This is a genomic window from Bradyrhizobium sp. SZCCHNRI2009 (assembly GCF_032485115.1).
GTDB lineage: Bacteria > Pseudomonadota > Alphaproteobacteria > Rhizobiales > Xanthobacteraceae > Bradyrhizobium.
In genome coordinates this window covers 37,566-56,671 of record NZ_JAUEUH010000007.1, presented here as the reverse complement: position 1 = coordinate 56,671, position 19,106 = coordinate 37,566, and the positions used below count along the sequence as shown (strand labels likewise).

The 19,106-nt window shown below is 62.5% G+C and carries 17 protein-coding genes and 1 pseudogene; 10 read left to right on the top strand and 8 right to left on the bottom strand.

The genetic code is table 11. The features are described from left to right. The first annotated feature begins 11 nt into the window (after positions 1-11). A complete protein-coding gene (gene phnY / locus QX041_RS23850) occupies positions 12-1,454 on the top strand; it encodes a phosphonoacetaldehyde dehydrogenase (protein ID WP_316166701.1) in 1,443 nt (480 codons plus the stop codon). Between the two features lie 95 nt (positions 1,455-1,549). Here the strand turns inward: phnY and QX041_RS23845 are convergent, their stop codons facing one another. Next, positions 1,550-2,536, bottom strand: a complete 987-nt coding sequence (locus QX041_RS23845; protein ID WP_316166700.1) for a sugar-binding transcriptional regulator — start codon at positions 2,534-2,536, stop codon at positions 1,550-1,552. Between the two features lie 159 nt (positions 2,537-2,695). Between QX041_RS23845 and QX041_RS23840 the strand changes: the two genes are divergently transcribed. The 8 genes and pseudogenes from QX041_RS23840 (at position 2,696) to QX041_RS23805 (ending at position 11,275) form a co-directional block, all read left to right on the top strand. Then, on the top strand, positions 2,696-3,904 hold the full coding sequence (locus QX041_RS23840) for an ABC transporter substrate-binding protein (protein WP_316166699.1): 1,209 nt from the start codon (positions 2,696-2,698) through the stop codon (positions 3,902-3,904). Positions 3,905-3,906: 2 nt separating this feature from the next. Continuing rightward, positions 3,907-4,716 (top strand): ABC transporter ATP-binding protein, encoded by an 810-nt coding sequence (locus QX041_RS23835; RefSeq protein WP_315716406.1) that lies wholly within the window; start codon positions 3,907-3,909, stop codon positions 4,714-4,716. After that, the gene (locus QX041_RS23830) at positions 4,709-5,434 is read left to right on the top strand and encodes an ABC transporter ATP-binding protein (RefSeq protein ID WP_316186196.1); all 726 of its coding nucleotides are present in this window, start codon (positions 4,709-4,711) and stop codon (positions 5,432-5,434) included. Before QX041_RS23835 ends, QX041_RS23830 begins: the two co-directional genes overlap by 8 nt. A gap of 6 nt (positions 5,435-5,440) precedes the next feature. Then, positions 5,441-6,295, top strand: a pseudogene (locus tag QX041_RS23825) (branched-chain amino acid ABC transporter permease); the annotation flags it as partial. A gap of 6 nt (positions 6,296-6,301) precedes the next feature. Further along, positions 6,302-7,354: a branched-chain amino acid ABC transporter permease gene (locus QX041_RS23820; RefSeq protein WP_316166925.1), complete on the top strand. Its 1,053-nt coding sequence runs from the start codon at positions 6,302-6,304 to the stop codon at positions 7,352-7,354. Further along, on the top strand, positions 7,351-8,697 hold the full coding sequence (locus QX041_RS23815; protein ID WP_316166695.1) for an amidase: 1,347 nt from the start codon (positions 7,351-7,353) through the stop codon (positions 8,695-8,697). Before QX041_RS23820 ends, QX041_RS23815 begins: the two co-directional genes overlap by 4 nt. Next, the gene (phnA, locus tag QX041_RS23810; RefSeq protein WP_315716409.1) at positions 8,697-9,974 is read left to right on the top strand and encodes a phosphonoacetate hydrolase; all 1,278 of its coding nucleotides are present in this window, start codon (positions 8,697-8,699) and stop codon (positions 9,972-9,974) included. The genes QX041_RS23815 and phnA overlap by 1 nt, the downstream gene beginning before the upstream one ends. A 2-nt stretch (positions 9,975-9,976) precedes the next feature. Further along, the gene (locus tag QX041_RS23805) at positions 9,977-11,275 is read left to right on the top strand and encodes an alkaline phosphatase family protein (RefSeq protein WP_315801426.1); all 1,299 of its coding nucleotides are present in this window, start codon (positions 9,977-9,979) and stop codon (positions 11,273-11,275) included. A 152-nt stretch (positions 11,276-11,427) separates the two neighbouring features. Here the strand turns inward: QX041_RS23805 and QX041_RS23800 are convergent, their stop codons facing one another. Both QX041_RS23800 and QX041_RS23795 read right to left on the bottom strand, forming a co-directional pair. Then, positions 11,428-11,799: a nuclear transport factor 2 family protein gene (locus QX041_RS23800; protein WP_315716411.1), complete on the bottom strand. Its 372-nt coding sequence runs from the start codon at positions 11,797-11,799 to the stop codon at positions 11,428-11,430. Positions 11,800-11,830: 31 nt separating this feature from the next. Continuing rightward, entirely contained in the window at positions 11,831-12,610 is a 780-nt protein-coding gene (locus QX041_RS23795) for a hypothetical protein (RefSeq protein ID WP_316166694.1), read from the bottom strand. Between the two features lie 167 nt (positions 12,611-12,777). On the opposite strand from QX041_RS23795, the gene QX041_RS23790 reads away from it, so the two are divergent. Beyond that, positions 12,778-13,254 (top strand): helix-turn-helix domain-containing protein, encoded by a 477-nt coding sequence (locus QX041_RS23790; protein WP_316166693.1) that lies wholly within the window; start codon positions 12,778-12,780, stop codon positions 13,252-13,254. A gap of 110 nt (positions 13,255-13,364) precedes the next feature. On the opposite strand, the gene QX041_RS23785 is transcribed toward QX041_RS23790, so the two are convergent. The 5 genes from QX041_RS23785 to QX041_RS23760 all read right to left on the bottom strand — a co-directional run bounded on the left by QX041_RS23785 (position 13,365) and on the right by QX041_RS23760 (position 19,069). Then, complete coding sequence (locus QX041_RS23785; RefSeq protein ID WP_316166691.1) at positions 13,365-13,940, bottom strand: DUF2285 domain-containing protein; 576 nt, start codon at positions 13,938-13,940, stop codon at positions 13,365-13,367. A 4-nt stretch (positions 13,941-13,944) separates the two neighbouring features. Beyond that, on the bottom strand, positions 13,945-14,139 hold the full coding sequence (locus QX041_RS23780; RefSeq protein WP_315754303.1) for a transcriptional regulator domain-containing protein: 195 nt from the start codon (positions 14,137-14,139) through the stop codon (positions 13,945-13,947). Between the two features lie 1,237 nt (positions 14,140-15,376). Beyond that, the gene (locus QX041_RS23770; RefSeq protein ID WP_316166690.1) at positions 15,377-16,756 is read right to left on the bottom strand and encodes an MmgE/PrpD family protein; all 1,380 of its coding nucleotides are present in this window, start codon (positions 16,754-16,756) and stop codon (positions 15,377-15,379) included. Positions 16,757-16,971: 215 nt separating this feature from the next. Beyond that, positions 16,972-17,934 (bottom strand): DMT family transporter, encoded by a 963-nt coding sequence (locus tag QX041_RS23765; protein ID WP_315754299.1) that lies wholly within the window; start codon positions 17,932-17,934, stop codon positions 16,972-16,974. Positions 17,935-17,965: 31 nt separating this feature from the next. Next, positions 17,966-19,069, bottom strand: a complete 1,104-nt coding sequence (locus tag QX041_RS23760) for an NAD/NADP-dependent octopine/nopaline dehydrogenase family protein (protein WP_316166688.1) — start codon at positions 19,067-19,069, stop codon at positions 17,966-17,968. Positions 19,070-19,106 lie beyond the last annotated feature (37 nt).

The window sequence follows — 19,106 nt, the reverse complement described above, 5'->3', positions numbered from 1 at the left end:
AGGAGCCATACATGCACGCTGTTGAGCCGATCTACCAGCCGATGCTCCTGGCTGGAGCATCAGCAGACGCGGATCGCGTCATTGAAGTCAGGAATCCGTTCTCCGGCGCGCTTGTCGGGACGGTCCCGCAGGCAGAGCCACGTCAAATACGGGCGGCATTCGCGGCAGCCGCGCGCTTCCGCCCAAAGCTGAGCCGCCGCGAAAGGTCCGATATCCTGCTCGGCGCTGCGCGTGCGATCGCAAGAGATCAGAACCGGCTCGCACAGCTCATAACCGCCGAGACCGGTCTCTGTCTGAGGGACTCCCTGCATGAAACCAGGCGCGCCTGCGACGTCTGGTCGTTTGCCGCCCATGCGCCGATTCAAAATGATGGCGAGATCTACCCTGGAGACATCGGCGGAAACCCTCATCAGCGGCGCATTTTTTCAATGCGTACGCCGCTCGCGGGGGTCATCGCGGCCATCACCCCCTTCAATCATCCGCTGAACCTGGTCAGCCACAAGCTGGCGCCGGCAATTGCGACCAACAACCGCGTGGTGCTCAAGCCGTCGGAGCAGACGCCCCTGACGGCACTTGCGCTGGGCAGGATCCTCCGCGAACAAGGCTTGCCAGAGGGCATGCTCTCGATCGTGACCGGAACGCCGCGCGATCTTGGAGATTGCGTGTTCACCGATGAGGACGCCGAGCTCGTGACATTCACGGGGTCGGTTCGCGTCGGGCACCAGATCGCGGAACGGGCAGGTTACCGGCGGCTTGTCCTCGAACTGGGTGGGAACGATCCGTTCATCGTCCTTTCGGATGCGGACGTCGATCGGGCCGCGCATCTGGCCGTGCAGGGCGCAGTCAGACATTCCGGTCAACGCTGTACGGCCGTGAAGCGGGCGCTCGTCGTGGAGGAGCTTGCCGATCACTTCGCCGAGCGGGCCCTGCACCACATGCAGCAGCTCTCAACAGGCGACCCCAGCGACCCTTGCGTTGATCTCGGCACCGTCATCAGCGAAGACGCAGCCCAGCTGATTGCCAGACGCGTGGCCGGTGCGGTCGCGGCAGGTGCCAGGCTTCTGCTCGGCGGTGAACCTCGCGGCGCCTTTTATCCTCCCACGCTGCTCGATCATGTCTCGCCCGCTTGCGAGCTCGTTGCCGAGGAGACGTTCGGCCCGGTTCTGCCGATCATCCGATGCAACAATGATATCGACGAGATCATCAGGATTGCGAACGCCACCAAGTTCGGACTTTCCGCCGCCGTCTGCTCCAACCGCCTCGATCACATCACGAGGCTCATCGAGGGCCTCGCGGTCGGCTCGGTCAATGTGTGGGAAGTTCCCGGCTATCGCACCGAACTCACTCCGTTCGGCGGCATCAAGCAGTCCGGCCTCGGTCACAAGGAGGGCATCCTGGAGGCGATGCGCAGCTTCACGCAGGTGAAAACCTACTCTCTGCCCTGGCCGGTCTAGGGCCCTCGACCTGCTCGCCGGTTGCCACCGAGCGAGTCATCAAAGCGGTCGAGCCGCCGCGCCAGGAACCAAGCGGCTGCGCATGCGATGCGCACCTAGTCGATCAGCAGCTTCTCCGCCGCATTTTCGTCAGTCACGAGAACATGACAGAGCCCGGCCAGCAGCGCGGCGCGAATGATCGCGACCTTCTGCAGTCCTCCCGCTGCCAGAACCCGGTGCTTGATCCGATGAATATGGTCCCAAGGCGGATTGATGGTCCGCCGCGACAGCGGATGATCCACTCGCTTGCCCCTGCGATCGAGGTAGTGGCCGCAAATGTCTCCGACCGCGCCGGCCGCTCGCAGCGATGTCCAGGTCTTGCGCGAGATGACGTTGTATTCGAGCACCTTTGACTGCTCGGAAAGGTCGATCGCGCTCAAGAGGGCCATGTCCAGACTTGGCACCATGGCCAGCACGGAGCGAACCGGCTCGCTGTCCACGATGAGGTCTCGGAAGGCGGCGTCGTCGACGAACATGGGCGCTGTGAGATAATAACAGCGGGCTCCGAGCGCGCGAGCGATCATCGCAGCGTTGTCGTACGGATTGATCGGCGCGCTTTCCGCCAATCCGCCGCAGAGCAGGACGACCTTGGTGTTCTGCCCCTGACGCGGCCTCAGGTTCTGGGCGGCTGCGTTGATCGTCCCTCCCCAGGTGATCCCAAGCGAGCCGTCCGCGGGGAGCCGTTCAGCGACGTAGTTGGCAGCTGCCGCTCCCAGAAACGACCTGACGTCCGGGTCGGTCATAGGGGTTGGGACCACGATGGCTTGCGTCAAGCCGTATCGTGCAGCGAGCTCCGCCTCGAGTTTCGTTCTCTGCCCGGCGGGATCGGTGATCGTGATCTGTACGAAGCCGCTTTCCCGCGCGAGCCCGAGGATCCGGTTGACGCGCTTCCGCGTCATGTTCAGCCGCTGCGATATCGCTTCCTGGGTCTGCCCTTCCTTGAAGTAGTACCAGCATATTCTGGCAACCAGGACCCGGTCTTCCAGGATCGTATCGGCGTTGTCGGTCTCGCCGTCGCGCAGTTTCAGGTTTGAGGTGGTCACGTCACAGCCTGAGTCGGGTTTGGGTCAGGACCCATGTGTGCCCCGTCGCGGTCGCTACGACAACTGCCATCCCGGATAGCCCAATTGTACCGCACCCGTCACAAATGTGTCAGCGAACCCGGCTAAGCACCCCCTGCCAATAATGATAGGGGGCTGACCATGCGAAGCATTCTGCTGTCGGTTGCATTTCTCTCCGTCTCTATGAGTGCCGCATTGGCGGAATTCTCGGACGGCAAGGTCGTGATCGGCGTCATGGGAGATCAGAGCGGCGTGGTCGCCGACGTTGGTGGTCCTGGCTCGATCCTCGCGGCCCGGATGGCCGTTGCCGATTTCGGGGGAACCATCGACGGCACCCCGATCGAGATCGTCACGGCAGATCATCAGAACAAGCCGGACATCGCCTCCAGCATCGCCCGCGAATGGTTTGACCGGCGCGGCGTCGATGCCATCGTCGATCTGCCGCATTCGGGCGTGGTTTTCGGATTGATCCCGCTCGCAACCGATAAGAAGCGCTCGCTTCTGATATCCGGCGCAGCCTCTACCGACATCACGGGCCGCTATTGTTCGCCCTATGTCACACACTGGACCGACGACACCTATGCGCTGGCGCGCGGCACTGCGGCGTCGCTGCTCGACCAGGGCTTGAAGACCTGGTTCTTCCTCACCGCGGATTACTCCTTTGGCCATGATCTGGAGGGAGTAGCCCAACAGGTCGTGGACGAGCGCGGCGGCAAAGTGACCGGCAGCGCTCGCCATCCGCTCGGCACCGCCGACTTCTCCACACTCCTGGTGAGGGCGCGCAGTTCCTCCGCCGAGGTGATCGCGCTTGCCAGCGCCGGCGCCGACACTGTCAACGCCATCAAGCAAGCCGGCCAATTCGGTATCACGCGGTCCGGGCAAAAGCTGGCCGCGCTACACGCCTTCGTAACGGATATCAATAGTATCGGTCTGGAGACCGCGCAGAACCTGATCATCAGCACCGGCTTCTACTGGAACGACAATGATGCGACGCGCGCATTCGCCCGGCGGTTTTTTGCCGCCCATGGACGGATGCCAACGCGTGAGCAGGCCGGCGTCTATGTCAGCGTGCTGCACTATTTGAAGGCCGCACGGGCAGGGCACAGCGACGACGCCGCTTCTGTCAACGACCAGATGCGGCAGCTGCCGGTCGACCGCTTCGGCAGCGTGGCGCACATTCAGGCGAATGGACGGGTGACCTATGACATCGGCGTCTATCGCGTGAAGGCGCCTGCCGAAAGCAAGGAGCCGTGGGACTTCTACGTCCGCACAGCCACGGTTCCTGCGAGCGCGGCATTCCGTCCCGCGTCGGCATCCGGCTGCAGCTCGCAGGCGGCCAAGGCGCAATAAACATGGTAGCCAGCGCCTCGCTCCAGGCTTTCGAAGATCCGAGAGCTGTCTCTGCCCCGCTGCCGACCAATCCCGTGCTGAAGGTTCGTGCTCTGACGGTTCAGTTCAAGGACTTCGTCGCCTTGAACGAGGTGTCGCTCGACCTTCGGGAAGGCTGCATTCACGCGGTGATCGGTCCCAACGGAGCAGGCAAATCCACCCTGTTCAACGCGATCAGCGGCTTCATCAAGCCCACCCGCGGTCAGATCGAACTGTTTGGACGCGACGTCACGGCCTGGCCTGCCAATCGGCTGGCCAGGCTCGGGCTGGCCCGATCTTTCCAGATCTGCGCGGTATTTCCCGAATTGTCGGTCGAGGAGAACATGTTGGTGGCGCAGGCCCATGCCAGCCCACCACTCCGGCTGTTGCGCCGCCGCGTCAGCGGCGATCTCGCCCCTCACAACGAGACTCTGCTCGCGCGAGCTGGCCTGACCTCCGACCGACGCAGGCAGGCGCGTGAACTCTCCTATGGCCGGCGACGCCTGCTCGAAATTGCAACCACGCTCGCCCTCAAACCTCGCCTCCTGCTTCTCGACGAGCCGACGTCGGGGCTCGGCCGGGAAGACATCGGTCCAGTCGTCGAGATGATTGCCGACGCAGCGCAGGATTGCTGCGTCCTGCTGGTTGAACACAATCTCAAGGTCGTCGAACGGCTCGCGGACCACGTCACCGTCCTGGCGAACGGCGCCGTTCTGAGCGACGGATCCTATCAAGACGTTGCGCGCGACCACCGCGTCCGCGCCGCCTATCTCGGTGCAGCCGCTGATGCTTGATCCGGAACGAAGCGAAGCAAGCCTTCCGCTTGCGATATCCAACCTCAAGGCCTGGTATGGCGAGGTCCAGGCGCTGTTCGGGATCGACTTCACCGTATCGGAGGGTGAGGTCGTCGTGCTGCTGGGCCGCAACGGCGCCGGCAAGAGCACCATCCTGCGCGCCATCATGGGCCTGTTGCAGCGGCAGTCGGGGCATGTGCTGGTGCAGGGGCGAGAGGTGCGTTCGCTGCGTCCATCGGAGCGCGCGCATCTTGGTCTCGGTTACTGTCCGGAAGAGCGAGGGATCTTCGCCAGCCTCACCGTGGCCGAGAACATGGCGCTATCGCCCACGCTGGGCGGCTCCGGCATGAGTGATGATGAGATCTTCGAACTGTTTCCGAATCTCAGGTCGCGGACCCGCCATCTCGGCGGGCAGCTGAGCGGCGGCGAACAACAGATGCTGGCGATCGGGCGGATCCTGCGATCCGGTGCCCGAACTCTGCTGCTGGACGAGCCGACGGAGGGGCTGGCACCCATCATCATCCGCCAGATCGAACAGGCGATCACCGCCCTCAAGCAGCGCGGCTACACCATCCTGCTGGTCGAACAGAACCTCGCTTTCGTGCTGGGCGTCGCTGACCGGGTTGTTGCAATCGAGAACGGACTGGTTGTCGACAATTGCCCGACCTGCGAGGCCGAGCGCATCGAAGCGCGGCTCTCCAAATACGTTGCCGTGTGAATCCTTATGTCAAACCTCGTTCTCTCCTATCTCACGATCGGTCTGGTCAATGGATCGTTCTATGCCCTGCTCTGCCTCGGCCTCGCATTGATCTTCGGGCTCTTGAACATCCTCAACATGGCTCACGGCGCGCTCTACATGATGGGTGCATTTGCCGCCTGGGCGGCCGTTGCGCGCCTTGGTCTTCCCTATCTCGTGGGCCTGTGTGCGGCTGCCGTTCTGGTTGGATCGACCGGGATGGTGCTGGAGCGACTCTTGTTGCGGCGGACCTACAGTCTCGATCCGCTCTATGGATTCATGCTGAGCTTCGGGCTCGCAACCGCGATCCAGGGCGGGTTTCAGGTCATCTTCGGCTCTACGGGACTGCCCTTCACGACGCCCGCCTGGCTGTCGGACGTGGTCGATCTCGGCTTTGCAGTGTTCCCCGTCTACCGGCTGTGGGTCGTCATGGTCGCCTTTATTGTTTGCCTTGGGGTGTGGATCGCGATCGCACGAACCAAGGCTGGAGCGACGCTTCGGGCGGCTTCCGAGAACGCCACGATGGCCGAAGCGCTGGGCGTCCCGATTCCTGCGGTGATGACGACAACCTTTGGGCTGGGCGCGGCTCTTGCGGGCCTCGCCGGCGCTCTTGCGGCGCCGATCTATCAGGTGAGTCCGTTGATGGGGTCCGACGTCCTGCTTGTTGTCTTCGCCATCATTGTGATCGGCGGGATGGGCTCCCTCGGAGGGACAATCCTGGCGGCCTACTGCCTGGCATTGCTCGAGAGCGCGACACTGGCGGTGTTCCCGCAAGCGGCCAATGTCATGATCTTCGCTTTCATGTGCATCGTCCTGTCGGTCCGGCCACAGGGCCTGTTCGGCATCGAGGTGCTGCGTCATCATTCCTTTGCCGGCATTCCTCCCCCGGTCACGGCCACGCCGGATGTACGCGCGGACAAGAAATACGAGCGCATCCTGATCGTCGTCATCATCGCAGCTGCACTCGCTGTCCTGCCGGCACTGCTCTACCCGATCTTCCTGGTCAAGATCTTCTGCTTTGCGATTCTTGCCGCGTCGTTCAACTTCCTGCTGGGGTTCGCCGGGGTCATGTCGTTCGGACAGGCGGCTCTCTACGGGACGGCCGCCTATGTCACCGCGCATGCGCTGAAGCACTGGGCGATGTCCCCGGAGCTGGCCATGCTGGCGGGGATCACTGCCGCTATTCTGCTCGGCATCGTCATGGGAGCGCTGGCGATCCGGCGGCGTGGCATCTATCAAGCCATGATCACGCTCGCCGTCGCCCAGATGGTCTACTTCGTGTTCGTCCAGTCGAGCTTCACGCATGGCGAGGACGGGCTGCAGGCGGTGCCGCGCGGCCTCCTGTTCGGTCTGATTGATCTGCGCAACGACCTCGCCGTCTATGCACTTGCCGTCGCAGCCTTCTGCTCCGTCCATTTCGGCATCAAGCGGCTGCTGTCGTCTCAGCTTGGGATGATGCTTGTCGCGGTCCGCGACGACGAGCGGCGCGCCCTGTCCCTTGGTCAGAATGCCCGGGGCCTCAAGCTGTTCGCCTTTGCGATCGCCGCCAGCTGTGCCGGCCTCGCCGGGTCACTGAGTGCGGTTGCCTTTCAGCTCGCGACTTTGTCCGGCGCGCACTGGCACCTCTCCGGAGAGGCTGTTCTGATGTGCCTCATCGGGGGCCTCGGCACATTGAGCGGACCCTTGGTCGGCGCCGCGGTCCTGGTCACGATGCAGCACTTTCTCGCTCCCTATGGGGCCTGGGTGCAGGTGCTCCAGGGCATCGTCTTCGCATCATGCGTCCTGACCTTTCGTGACGGGATGATGCCTCGACACGCGTTCGCCTGGCCTTCACGGCTCCGCGGGACCAGCGCCAGCTCATTCGCACCTGCCGAGACCCTCGAGGAGACGGGCCGATCATGACCATCGCGATCCCACACAGTCGGCGTCAGCTTTGCGAGATGGATGGCGATCCTTCGCAGCTGACAGCCACGGCTGCAGCTTCGGCCATACGCGAACGACGCCTCTCCGCGGCCACACTACTCGAGGCCTGCCTCGCTCGCATCGCGGCACGCGACGGCGAGGTCCACGCCTTCACTCATGTCGCGGTGGACGCGGCGCGCGAGCAGGCGTTCCTCGCCGACAAGGCGCAATCGGAAGGCCGGCTCTCCGGACCGCTCCACGGCCTGCCCGTCGGCGTCAAGGATGTCTTCGATACGATCGACATGCCATCAGAATATGGCAGCAGCCTGCTGCGCCACCGTCGCCCGGCAGCGGACGCCGCGGCGGTCGCGATGCTCAGGCGATCCGGCGCCATCATCATCGGCAAGACGACGACGTCGGAGTTCGGCATGTATCATCCGAGCGCGACCCGCAATCCCAATGATCTTGGGCGCTCACCTGGTGTGTCTTCGGCCGGCTCGGCGGCAGCTGTGGTCGACCGAATGGTCCCTCTTGCACTCGGGACTCAGCACACCGCCTCGACGGTGCTGCCGGCATCATTCTGCGGAGCGTATGCCTTCAAGCCGTCGTTCGGGTTTGCAAGCATGGAAGGCTCCAACATCCTGGTGCCGCGGCTTGCGCAGATTGGCTATCTCGCGAGATCCGTCCAGGATCTCTGCTTGTTTGCCGGCGCATTTGATCCCGTTGTCGACAGCGCCGCCGATCGGATCGGACGCCCTCCCAGGCTGGCTGTGGTGCGCGGACCGGGATTCGAGCAGGTCGCTCCGGACGCGGGCGAGGCTTTGACGGCCTTCATCGGTGCGTTGCCGGTTGCAGTCCACGAGCTGGATCTTCCGAGCGAGTTCGGCGGTGCGATCGAGGTGGCTCTTGGCCTTTTGAACGCTCATCTGGCGGCTCGCTTCGGCGATCTACCCCAGCATCTGTCTGCCAAGCTGTGTCCACCGCTGCAGGATGGAATTGCCGCAGGCCTTGCGCTCAGCGCAAAACGTTACATCGAGTTGAACGCGTTGGCCGATCGCTTGATCAGACTGACGTCGAAGCTGTTCGCGCAGCACGATGTGCTTGTGACCCTTTCGGCGCTGGGCGAGGCGACAAGGCTCGATGAAGGTCCCGGCTCGGGGAGTCTTGCCATGCCCTGGAGCCTGTGCGGTCTGCCTGTCGTCTCACTGCCGCTGCTCTGCGGCGCACACGGCTTGCCGATCGGTCTCCAGCTCATTGGGCGTCATGGCTCTGACCGTGAGCTGCTTCAGAGCGCCGCCTGGGTTGCTCACACCTGCCGCCTGCCAACACGGGTTGATCATTGATGCGATATTCATCCGCCACCGAGCCGACAACGGGTTCCGACACGCAGATCGAAGTGAACGGACGGGTCTACAATTGGCCGCGCGTTTCCACTGTCATCATCTGCTTCGACGGCTGCGATCCCGACTATATCGCAGCGGCGAGCAGCGCGGGCATCGTCCCTGCCCTCGATCGCATGCGACGCGACGGCTTTGCGACCACGGCGCTCGCGGCCATACCGACCTTCACCAATCCAAACAACGTTTCGATCGTCACCGGGGTCGCGCCCGCGCACCACGGGGTGTCGGGCAACTTCTACATCGATGCCGCGAGCGGAGAGGAGGTGATGATGGTGGACGCATCGCCGATGCGAGCGCCGACGATCCTTTCCGCCTTCTCCCGTGCCGGAGCCAAGGTGGCCGCCGTGACGGCCAAGGACAAGCTCCGCAAGGCGCTTGGCAAGGACCTCAAGGGAATCGTGTTCTCTGCCGAGAAGGCGGATTGCTGCAGCGAAGCCGAGAATGGCATTGCAGACGTGCCCGCGCGGATCGGCCGCTCCGTCCCTCATCAGTATTCGGCGGACCTGTCCCTGTTCGTCCTGGACGCGGGTCTCAGGCTCTTGGCGGATCATCGTCCTGATCTGATCTATTTGTCGCTGTCCGACTATGTCCAGCACGCCTACGCACCGCACGAGCCGGAAGCCCTGGCGTTCATGGCCGAGGTGGATCAGAGGCTCGGCGCACTGCTCGCCGAGGGCGCGCTCGTCGGGATCGTCGCCGATCACGGTATGAGTGATATGGCGCACGCCGATGGTTCGCCCAATGTCATGTATCTCGGCGATCAGCTCGACGCAGTCTTTGGCCTCGGGCGGACGCGGGTGATCTGCCCCATCACCGACCCGTTCGTCCGCCATCACGGCGCGCTCGGCGGCTTCGTCCGGGTTCACCTCCTGGATCCAGTCCTGCGCGCCTCAGACGTCGTTTCGTTTCTCGCGGGGCTTCCGGGCGTCGGTCTCGCCTTGACCGGAGACGATGCAGCCGCCCGCTTCGAGCTGCCGCGCGACCGCGAGGGCGACGTCTGCGTGATCGCAGCAAAGGGAATCGCCCTGGGCGCCCGGGCGTGCGACCACGAGCTTTCCAACCTGGCGGGCGCAAGGCTGCGCTCGCATGGCGGTCTCGCCGAGCAGCGCGTCCCCTTCATCCTGTCTCATCGGCTTCGCGCGAGCCCGGGCGCGCCCGACGGGCGCACTTTGCGCAATTTCGATATTTTCAGTGTCGCACTCAATGAGGTGGACCTTTGACCATGAAGCGTGTTGTCATCATGATCCTCGACGGACTTCGACGGGACCTCATTTCGCCTGCGACCACGCCCCATCTCGCAGATTTCGCCGCGCGCGCCGAATGGTTCGAGGACTACCGGACCGTCTTTCCTTCGTGCACACGCGTCGTGTCGGCGAGTATTGCAACCGGATGCACTCCGGCAAGACATGGACTGCAAGGCAATTCCGTTGCCCTGATCGAATCCGGCAGGTTGGTGCTGCGCGACGCCGGAGATCCGCAGTTTCTGCAACACAAGCGCCGAGTCACGGGATCCTCACTGCAAGTGCCGACCCTGGCGGAACGCGTCAAGACCGTGGGTGGCCAGATCGTCTTCAGCAACGTGTCCCCCGGGGCTGCCTATGCCCATGATCCCGACGGGCATGGATTTGTCTATCACCGGGCCGGCTCATTCGGACCTGGCCGCATCGAAGTGGCGGCCGGCGATCGATTGGACGTCACGCTGGACAGCGGCGGTGACGCCAGGATGACAGCCCGCTTCATCGACGACGTGATGGTGAAGCGTCGCCCGGCGGTCGGCATTTTGTGGCTTGGCGAACCGGACCACATTCAACACAACGCACCGCTCGGTTCTCCGGACCATCTTGCCGTGCTGGCGGAGGCGGATCGTCGGGCGGCCGAGGTCATCGCAGCCGTCGAAAGACAGCGCGACCAGGGCGAGGACATCCTCCTTCTGATCGGATCCGATCATGGTCATCAAACGGTCGAGGACATCGTCGACATCGATGCAGCGCTGATCACCGCGGGTCTCAAAGCCAACCCCATGTCCGACGAGATTCTGGCCATCTCGAACGGGACCTCGGCCTTGATCTATGTCGATTCCCAGCGCGGCCCCTCGCTGCAGAACGTGCGATCGCTTCTGGAACGCAGTGATTGGGCCGGGCAGGTCTTCGGGCCGGACGAGCTCGACCGCGTTGGACAAGCTCACACCGGCGGCCTTGCCTTTGCTGTGTCCATGCGGTCCAGCGACGTCCCCAACCGCTTCGGAATCCGCGGTTCGAGCCTCGCGGCCAAGCCTGCCCTCGGCAAGCCCGACCGACTTGGATGCGGACAGCATGGAGGACTCGGGACCTACGAGCAGGCTCCGTTCCTGATGGCATGGGGCGAAGGCTTCAGTCCGGGTCGGATCCGCAAGTCACCCGCGCGCGTCATCGACATCGCGCCGACAGTGCTGTCCCATCTCGGGCTGCCCCGCACAGGGATGGACGGCGAGGCCTTGCAGGCGGCAGCCTGGCGTTCCGAGACGCGCGCCATGACGGCCTGACGCCCGCGCTGTACACGCATTGGCCCAAACGATGTCCAACCAAGCATCTGTGGCCAATGCCTGCCGGCTGCACCGCAGCCCCCCATCCTGTCGATGCCCCCTGGGGCGAGCAGTTGTTCACTGGTGCCGAGAGCGCGTAGCCACTGCGCTGATCAGAGCGCCGGACTGTCGAAGAACGTCCGCCGCAGGCCGATGCGGCCACCGCTGAGATGATAGACATCGGCGAATCTGGCCTTCAAGGGACGCCCATTCTTGTCCTGGCCCGCAAAGCTGCCCCAGCAGGCGATCTGTTCGCCATTGCTCAGCACCTGCTCAAGCAGGTGCTCTCCCGAGGCCACGATGCGCTCGTGGCGATAGAACTGCATGATGGCCAACTTGCCGACAAAGGGCTCATATCCTGGACGCTCATAGACGGCACCGTCGTCCAGCAGGCTGGACAAACCTGCCCAGTCGTGAGCGTCGATACACGCGAACAGGTGCCTGACATATGCCTCGGCTTCCCGGTGACCCAGCGGTCCCTGCATGCTTTCCCCCGCCATTGAGAGCCGGCTCTGCTCACATCGCCGCTGCGCGCGGATCGGATTCCTCGCGCCAGCTTACGCCCATGGCGGCCTCCAGATCGGCCAGCATCTCCTGCACCGGCATCCAGACAAGACCACAGCGCATCGATCCGAGCGGAGATACGACCAGTTCGACGCTCGACCGCTCGATCCGGGTGTAGCCGGTGCGATCCGCCATGCCGCCGGCAATCACAGCGTCGGCCATCATGCTGATCGTGAAATCCGTATTCCAGCGCGCATGAGCATAGGCACGCGAAATCCGGGGCAGGATTCGCGCCAACCCTCTGCCGCGAAAATCGCGCCGGTACCAGCCGGCGCCGGAAAACACGACCCTCCCCGAAATCGTCGACGCCACCGGGGTCGCAATCAGACAGCCGTCGCCGCGCGCCAAGGCGGCTGCCGGATCTGCGTAGAACATACGAAGCGAGATGGCTTCCTCGAACAGCGTCGTGGCTGTCCAGTCGTAGTACCGACCCGCCTGTGTCGCGACGATCTCCCCGTCCTTGTCTTTCCCGACCATGACGAAGCTGTTCTCAGCTGTCGCGCCGCCGAGGTCGGGCTGGAAGATCGGCACCAGCGGTCGCCAGCTGTCGGAATTTGCGCTGTTGATGTCGAGCAAATCCTGTAGGCTCGCAAAATAGACGCTGACGCCGCGCTCTTGGGCGGCGGTGTCAGCGGCGAGGAAGAAGCGTCCCAGGAGGCTGATCGGACCATGATCGATCTTCAGATTGGAAGGCACGCGGCCAGATTGAGGACAGCAATCCTGCATCGACATTCCTTGCCCTTTGCTACGTCACGCACATCAAACCGTGGCTAGCGACGATTGCATTTGATCTATCCTCTGTAGTTGTAGCGCGAATGACATAATTCTGGTTGATTGTTTCAAGCTGAGATTGATGCTTCATGGACGAACATCTTGGATACGGCATGAGGTAAGCGGACGTGGCGACTTCCAAACAGCTCCCTGACGGCCGCCCCGCTGTGTCCCGAAACCAAGGCAAGCGGCTCAGGAAGTCATCCAAGAAGCCCAATCATGTCGATCAGCATGTGGGAACGCGCTTGCGCCTGCGACGGAACCTGCTCGATCTCAGCCAGGATGACCTGGCAAGACGCCTTGGCGTGACAGCTCAACTCATTCAGAAGTATGAAGCGGGCGAGACCCGGATCAGCGCATCTCGGCTGTACGAAATCGCAAACCAGCTCGCTGTTCCGATCACGTGGTTCTTTGACGAGATTGACGTCGAGGCAGGCGCCGCTGTGCCAGAGGCGGCTCATGAGCAGACGGCGGACTTCAGTGAGCTTGTGACCAAACGCGAATCTCGCCAGCTGCTCGAGCTTTATTTCGGCATATCCGACGAGCGGCTTCGCCGAAAGGTGCTGCAGATGGCTGAACTTCTCCGCTCGCGCGACGACGAGTAATGCGCTCAGGACATCGGCCAAGCCGAATGACTGAGTTTTCGCATCCCTCATGCAGTCCTTGCCCAGAGGGTCGACTCCCGCGGCCGCTGCGAGACGGACCAGCGCGCCGATCATGCTGATCGCCGTTGGCTACGCAGCAGATTTCGATAGCCGCCTCGGATCAGGGTCTGACCTGTTTGAACCAGCCGGATCGTCCGGCTGCGCAGGTCGTGCGTTTTCCATCCCCGATCTTCAACTCGCTCGGACCCGAACAGAACCGTGGCGATCGCCCGATAATTCTGGCCCTCGAGGCGGCCATCCAAGGCGCGCAGCGCAAGAACGAGGCGCCGGCGCTGCTGAATGGGCCCGGTGTGAGCCGGCAGCCGGATCGGACCTCGTCTCAGCGCCGTCCAAAGCCGATAGGCCGCGCGCGTCTGCAAATCGAAATCACGGTCGAGCGGCAGTTCGACAGCCACGGCCGTCCCCTTCGCCGGAAGCCGGGAGAGCATCAGCCGGTGCGTGGCGCCGCCCAACTGCAGCACCGCGTACCAGCCGTCGGACGCCCGTCTCAGCTCGGTGCCGGGCGATCCGCGAAGGTCGAGATGAGAGAATGGCGCAAGCGAGCCTAGCGAGGTCGGAGCAACCCGAAGCACAGTCGGCAGCACTTCCGGCGCCCAGAATATGGCCTGAGCATCAAACCGGCGCATTGGGTCAGCCGCGAAAAGAAAGCCCCCATCGCTGCCGGAATTCAGGATCGGTCGGGCCGTCTTTGTCTTGTGCAAGCAGATCGCTGTAGTCTCGCCGATAGTCTGGATTACGACGTAGACATTCCCAGGCAAAGTCGGCCGCATCGGCTGTTTCGAGCTTCTTGTAAGACTCGGACGACCTCCAGTTGAACTCGCTCATTACACACTCGTCCCTGCCATTTCCACTCTCTCACCAAGGTTTGCAGAGGCTAGCAACGAGGGCTCCTGCACGTGGCTATCAATCTGCGGCGTTGACACCGATCGAGCGCAACACAGTGGATTTTGCGTATTCCAGGGACTTTCGGTTTCACTCAAATCGCGTGATTCCGGGCAGCGATGATGAGGCCCCGCTGCTGTCTGCGGCATACCAGCCTCGCCTCAGGTCCACTTTGCCAAGGATTTCAGCAGATCGACGGCGGTCGCGCGACCCTATCAAGTTTGCTTACGCTCGAAGCTCACGCGCGCTCTCAAAAGGCGCTCACACCCGTTTGAGAAGCGCTTCGTCCGCCCTTGGCAATGTCGGTCAAGCGATCTGGGCCACAGCTCAATCTGTGGGGGCGAGCTGATGTTCCAGCCATCGTGCAGCAAGATCGGAGATCAGCTCCGGACGAAGTCCGGCTGCGCCGGTGCTCTTGTGAGGCGCCCCTATCGTAAGCCATTCCCCGAGCGCGCGCGCCCACCCTGCGGCAGGATCAATGGCCAAAAGAGGTGCAGCCAAGCTGCCCTGGCACAATGGGAGACGCCATACCGTTCCCTCAAGCACACATATGTCGTCGCGAACGATGACAGTCCAGTGCTCAACAAATCCGGACCATTCGAGCGCAGATGGTGGCGGTGACGTTCCTGTGCGCAAGCAGCCGAGCAGCTTTGCTGCGAACACAAGGTTCGCCTTTGACCCCCGCCAGTTCGTCCCGCAATCTGCCCGATGGGGACAGAGCAGACGGGCAGTATCCGCTCGTGCAAGGGAGGGAGCATCCGTTGCGACGCTAGGTCCGATGAAAACTGGTGTCTTGACCATGCCGGCCTTCTCGCTGCTCAAAACAAGATTTCAAACAGAGACTAAAGGTCGATCCGATTGACGTATGGCGCTTTCACGTCGACGGCGACCGTAGCGTCGTCTTCACCGCACTGAAGGATTTCCCGATATTGTGACAGGCATACGACTGCATTCAGCACCACTACCCCTAAAGGCAGTGCTGCTTTCTCGTCATTTTCATATCAGGAAGCCAAATGAGACAGCATGGTTAGGGGAGATGTCAAACCGCTGCAGAAACTGAGTAGCCGGTCCCTCCTCGCCGGCTTCGCACGCACGCTCCTGTCCAGGGGATGGGACAAAGCGATCTGCATAGACCTGTTGCCAGGAAGACTTTTTGCCGCCGTCTCATCGCTCGCTGGGCCTACTGGGCGACCTCAAGCCGCTCGACGGGCGACGCGTCATTCGAGCTGGCGAACAGCCTTGCTTCCAGCATCGATTGCAACGGCGCAACATCTCCCCTTCGCAACGCGCCGATCGCATTTGGAATCCCAGCCGCGACACGAGCATCGGCGCGACCAGCTGCAATGGCCTGGAACTTGAACCCGATGTCGTCCCAGCTCATGGGGTTCGTAGGTTCTCCCTTCGGCGCCAACACGGTCCGCTCAAACGTGCCCGAAGCAGTGGTGATGCGAACTCGCCCGGGAACCGCAGCCGGGAACATCAGCTCAAATTCGGGATTGACGGTCATGTGGACGCGTCCAGCGATCTCGATGGCCCTTTGGTCTGTCAGCGACTCGTTGCTCAAGGGGAGCAACGCTGGTGCGCCGCTGGTCGCGGCGACACCGAGGCAGAACGGAAGGCTGTATTGCGCTCCTTCCAGCGTACGCGGCGCCACCTCGTTGCTCAGGGTCAACGACCTCCCAAAGGTCTCCACATCGATGCTGATGATGGCTTCCGGATGAATGTCATGATCGCTCAGCAACGTGATCAGCGCGTCAATCGGCGCGTGAATCCAACGGCAGCAACTATAGGGCTTGAAATAGGTGCTGTTGATGAGCCAACTCGTTCCGAGCCCGTCGAGAAGCCGCGCGCGATCGTACCGTTCTGAACTGTCCAGAATGTCGATCGGTCCGGTGAAGCCCTGCTTGGCCAGATCGGCCGCCAGGATGCCATTGGCAGCTCCCCATGGGATGCCCTCCTTGACGCTGTTGCCTCTGAACCGGGTGTATGGAGTGGCCGACTGGCTCGGTGCCGTTGTCCCAGCGATTGAGATCGCGTGTGCGATCTGGCTCCGCGACAGCCCTCTCAGCCAACCCACCGCTGCCGCAACGGCTTGACCGCTCCAGAGGCCGCTGTTCACCGTCGGGACGCTTCGCAGATCCCGGGCAGCAGAAATACGAATGCCTATCTCATATCCGATGGCAATGGCGGCAAGCGCCCGTTGCCCATCCAAGGACGGACTGCCGAGCAGTGACAATACCCCCGGAATGATCGCTGCGCCGGGGTGGCCCGAAGCGGCGCGGTGGCCATCATCCAGGTCGAGCGAGCACGCGCAGGCCGCATTGACGAAGGTTGCCCCCGCAGCGGTCGACCGCTCTCCTGAAAACCACATCGCCGCCGGTCCATGGCCCCAGGTCGCGCTCGCTATTCGGCGCACGGCCACCGCATTTGGCGTCTCATGGCCGGCTATCGCGGCGGTCATCAAATCGAGCACGCATTTCGCCGCGCTGATCCGGGCTTCTTCTGGAACTTTGCTCGCGCTGACCCATTCGGCCAACAGCTCGGCAGCGGTGTATGTCATGCGGGCCTCCAGGGATCTTCAACATGTGTGCTGATCGGACGAGGTGAGGTAGCGCAGCCGTCCGACTCATGATTGGCAAACCGAACTCTATCGAAGTGGCACGAAGCTGGCCTTTGAGCATCTTCCGCGCGAATGGCAGCAGGAAGTCAAAGTCGAATTTTGCGAGCACCTATTCGTCGGAGTTATGGGGTTGAGCCGGATCCGCGCCGATCCTTTCAGTCGGTTTTGGCGCGGACCGTCGCGGTGTGGTGCCACTTGCCGGGCAGGCGAAGCTTTGACGAAACTCCGGCCAGCTGCTCGTACATCGCAATGAAGAGATTTGAAGCGATCACGACGGCAATCCCAGCCAGCTCGATCGGGACCGGCATCTCACGCCAGACGAGGAGACCGAGCAGAAAGGCAAAGACGAAGGTGGCGTATTCGAAGGGTGCAACGACGCTCGCCGGCGCCATCTGGTAGGCCTTGGTGAGCAGAATCTGAGCAGCGCCGCCCAGAACACCAATTGCGACGAGGATCGGCAAGTCAGTCACGCTCGGCCAGACTGCAGAGAACGGCAGTGTCGCTGCGCTCACCAATGTGCCCGAGAGCGAAAAGTAGAAAACAATGGCCATGCTCGTCTCGGTGTCCCGCATCTTGCGGATGGAGATCAATGCAAGGGCCGTAGCCACCGCACCGGCCAGCGCGAACAAGACTCCCGAGGAGAGCCCCCGGCCATCGGGATGGGCCATCAGCAGCACGCCGCCAAATCCGAAAACGACGGCAACAAGACGATGGAGGCGAATGCTCTCCCCGAGCAAGGGAATGGCAAACAGCGTAATGAACAACGGTGCTGCGTAGCCCAGCGCCGTCGCGGTCGCGAGCGGCAGCATCCCGACCGCCGTGAAGCTGAAGAAGAGGGAGCAAAGACCGGCAACGGAGCGGCGCAGATGAGCGCCCGGCCGTTCGGTGCGAAGCAGGCGATAACCTCCGAGACGCCGGACAAGCCAGAGAATCGGCAGCAGAGCGAAGAAACTCCGAACGAAGACGATCTGTCCCACGGGGTACTCGCCGCCCAGCTTCTTGATCAAGGCGAACATGACGGCGAGCACCGCTGCCGAGAGCACCTTATAGCCGATTGCCGGCAGGTGAGATGACACCGAGCTGTCTGGCACGCCCTGCCGGCTGCTGATGATCGTCATACAAGCCTCATGGTCGAGAAGCGGCCAAGATCTACGCGATACGGCGAAGCTCATCGTCCCAGGGCGCGAGCGGTGCGCTGAATGTCTCGATCACCTGTCCCTTGGAAGCCGCATCCAGTCCCAGCCTGCGCAGGTTTCGGCCGGTCTCCAGATAGTCCGTCTCGTTGACGATGGAGGCCAGATCGATGATCGACTTGATCGCGGTGGAATGGAGGCCGACCTTGACGCCGAGCTCGAACCAGGGAACCAGAACGTATGGAACGTCCTGCACAATAAACCTGTCGCGCATGTGCGTCGGCGCCATCTTGGTCGTGTTGTGTTCGACCGTCTCTCTGGCGAACTCGCCGAAACTGGCGAAGGCCCTGTCGTAGTAGCTGTTCATGATCGCCACGACAGGCTGCGGCTTGAAGCCAAATTCCCTGGCGATCGCCATTCTCTCCTTGTCGACTTCGTCGATGACGCGGGCGACCGACGTCGACATGCCTTCACGATAGAAATAGAAGTCGCCCTTTCGCGTCTCGATCCATCCGGCGTTCATCAGCGCCGGCGTCGGATGAATCACTCCGGTAATGCAAGACATGCCGATCTCGAGAACATTGCTGCGCCACTGCAGCGGCATCGGGAAGATCGCGCCAATCTCACCGCGCAACGCTTCACTGACATCGACCGGCATCGCTGCGATCGGCATGATGCTCTTGATGCCCATCACCGTCACCTTGCCATCCTGCATTCTCGAGGCGTAGGGCGCCGTGGCGGTTTCGAGGATGTACCGCGCATTGATCTGTCTGCGCGCCATGAGAGCGAAGAAGTTGCCCGTGATCGAAATGACGACATGCTTGCTGAGGTCGAACTTTGCGAGTTCGCTCAGGACGGCCTCATGGCCATATGACGGGACCGTGATGATGATGAACTTGGAGAACCGGACGACGTCGGCCATGTCCGAGCTGACATCCGGATGGAAGCGGCCTTCGATCTTGAGGCCTGCTTCCAGATAGCCGTTGCGGTCGATTGTCTCCGCGTGCCGGCGATGCTCGGGATGCGCGTACAACAGTACGTTCGCTCCTCGACTGGCAAGATCGGCCGCGAACGCACATCCGCAATTCCCGGCACCAATGATCGAAACCGACGTCTGCATGTTGCTGCTCCGTGACGCAACCCAACGTAGATTCAAG

Coding starts and splice junctions, on each gene's coding strand:
- phnY (WP_316166701.1), top strand. CDS start 12: ATGCACGCTGTTGAGCCGATCTACCAGCCGATGCTCCTGGCTGGAGCA.
- QX041_RS23840 (WP_316166699.1), top strand. CDS start 2,696: ATGCGAAGCATTCTGCTGTCGGTTGCATTTCTCTCCGTCTCTATGAGT.
- QX041_RS23835 (WP_315716406.1), top strand. CDS start 3,907: ATGGTAGCCAGCGCCTCGCTCCAGGCTTTCGAAGATCCGAGAGCTGTC.
- QX041_RS23830 (WP_316186196.1), top strand. CDS start 4,709: ATGCTTGATCCGGAACGAAGCGAAGCAAGCCTTCCGCTTGCGATATCC.
- QX041_RS23815 (WP_316166695.1), top strand. CDS start 7,351: ATGACCATCGCGATCCCACACAGTCGGCGTCAGCTTTGCGAGATGGAT.
- phnA (WP_315716409.1), top strand. CDS start 8,697: ATGCGATATTCATCCGCCACCGAGCCGACAACGGGTTCCGACACGCAG.
- QX041_RS23805 (WP_315801426.1), top strand. CDS start 9,977: ATGAAGCGTGTTGTCATCATGATCCTCGACGGACTTCGACGGGACCTC.
- QX041_RS23800 (WP_315716411.1), bottom strand. CDS start 11,799: ATGCAGGGACCGCTGGGTCACCGGGAAGCCGAGGCATATGTCAGGCAC.
- QX041_RS23795 (WP_316166694.1), bottom strand. CDS start 12,610: ATGTCGATGCAGGATTGCTGTCCTCAATCTGGCCGCGTGCCTTCCAAT.
- QX041_RS23785 (WP_316166691.1), bottom strand. CDS start 13,940: ATGCGCCGGTTTGATGCTCAGGCCATATTCTGGGCGCCGGAAGTGCTG.
- QX041_RS23780 (WP_315754303.1), bottom strand. CDS start 14,139: ATGAGCGAGTTCAACTGGAGGTCGTCCGAGTCTTACAAGAAGCTCGAA.
- QX041_RS23770 (WP_316166690.1), bottom strand. CDS start 16,756: ATGACATACACCGCTGCCGAGCTGTTGGCCGAATGGGTCAGCGCGAGC.
- QX041_RS23765 (WP_315754299.1), bottom strand. CDS start 17,934: ATGACGATCATCAGCAGCCGGCAGGGCGTGCCAGACAGCTCGGTGTCA.
- QX041_RS23760 (WP_316166688.1), bottom strand. CDS start 19,069: ATGCAGACGTCGGTTTCGATCATTGGTGCCGGGAATTGCGGATGTGCG.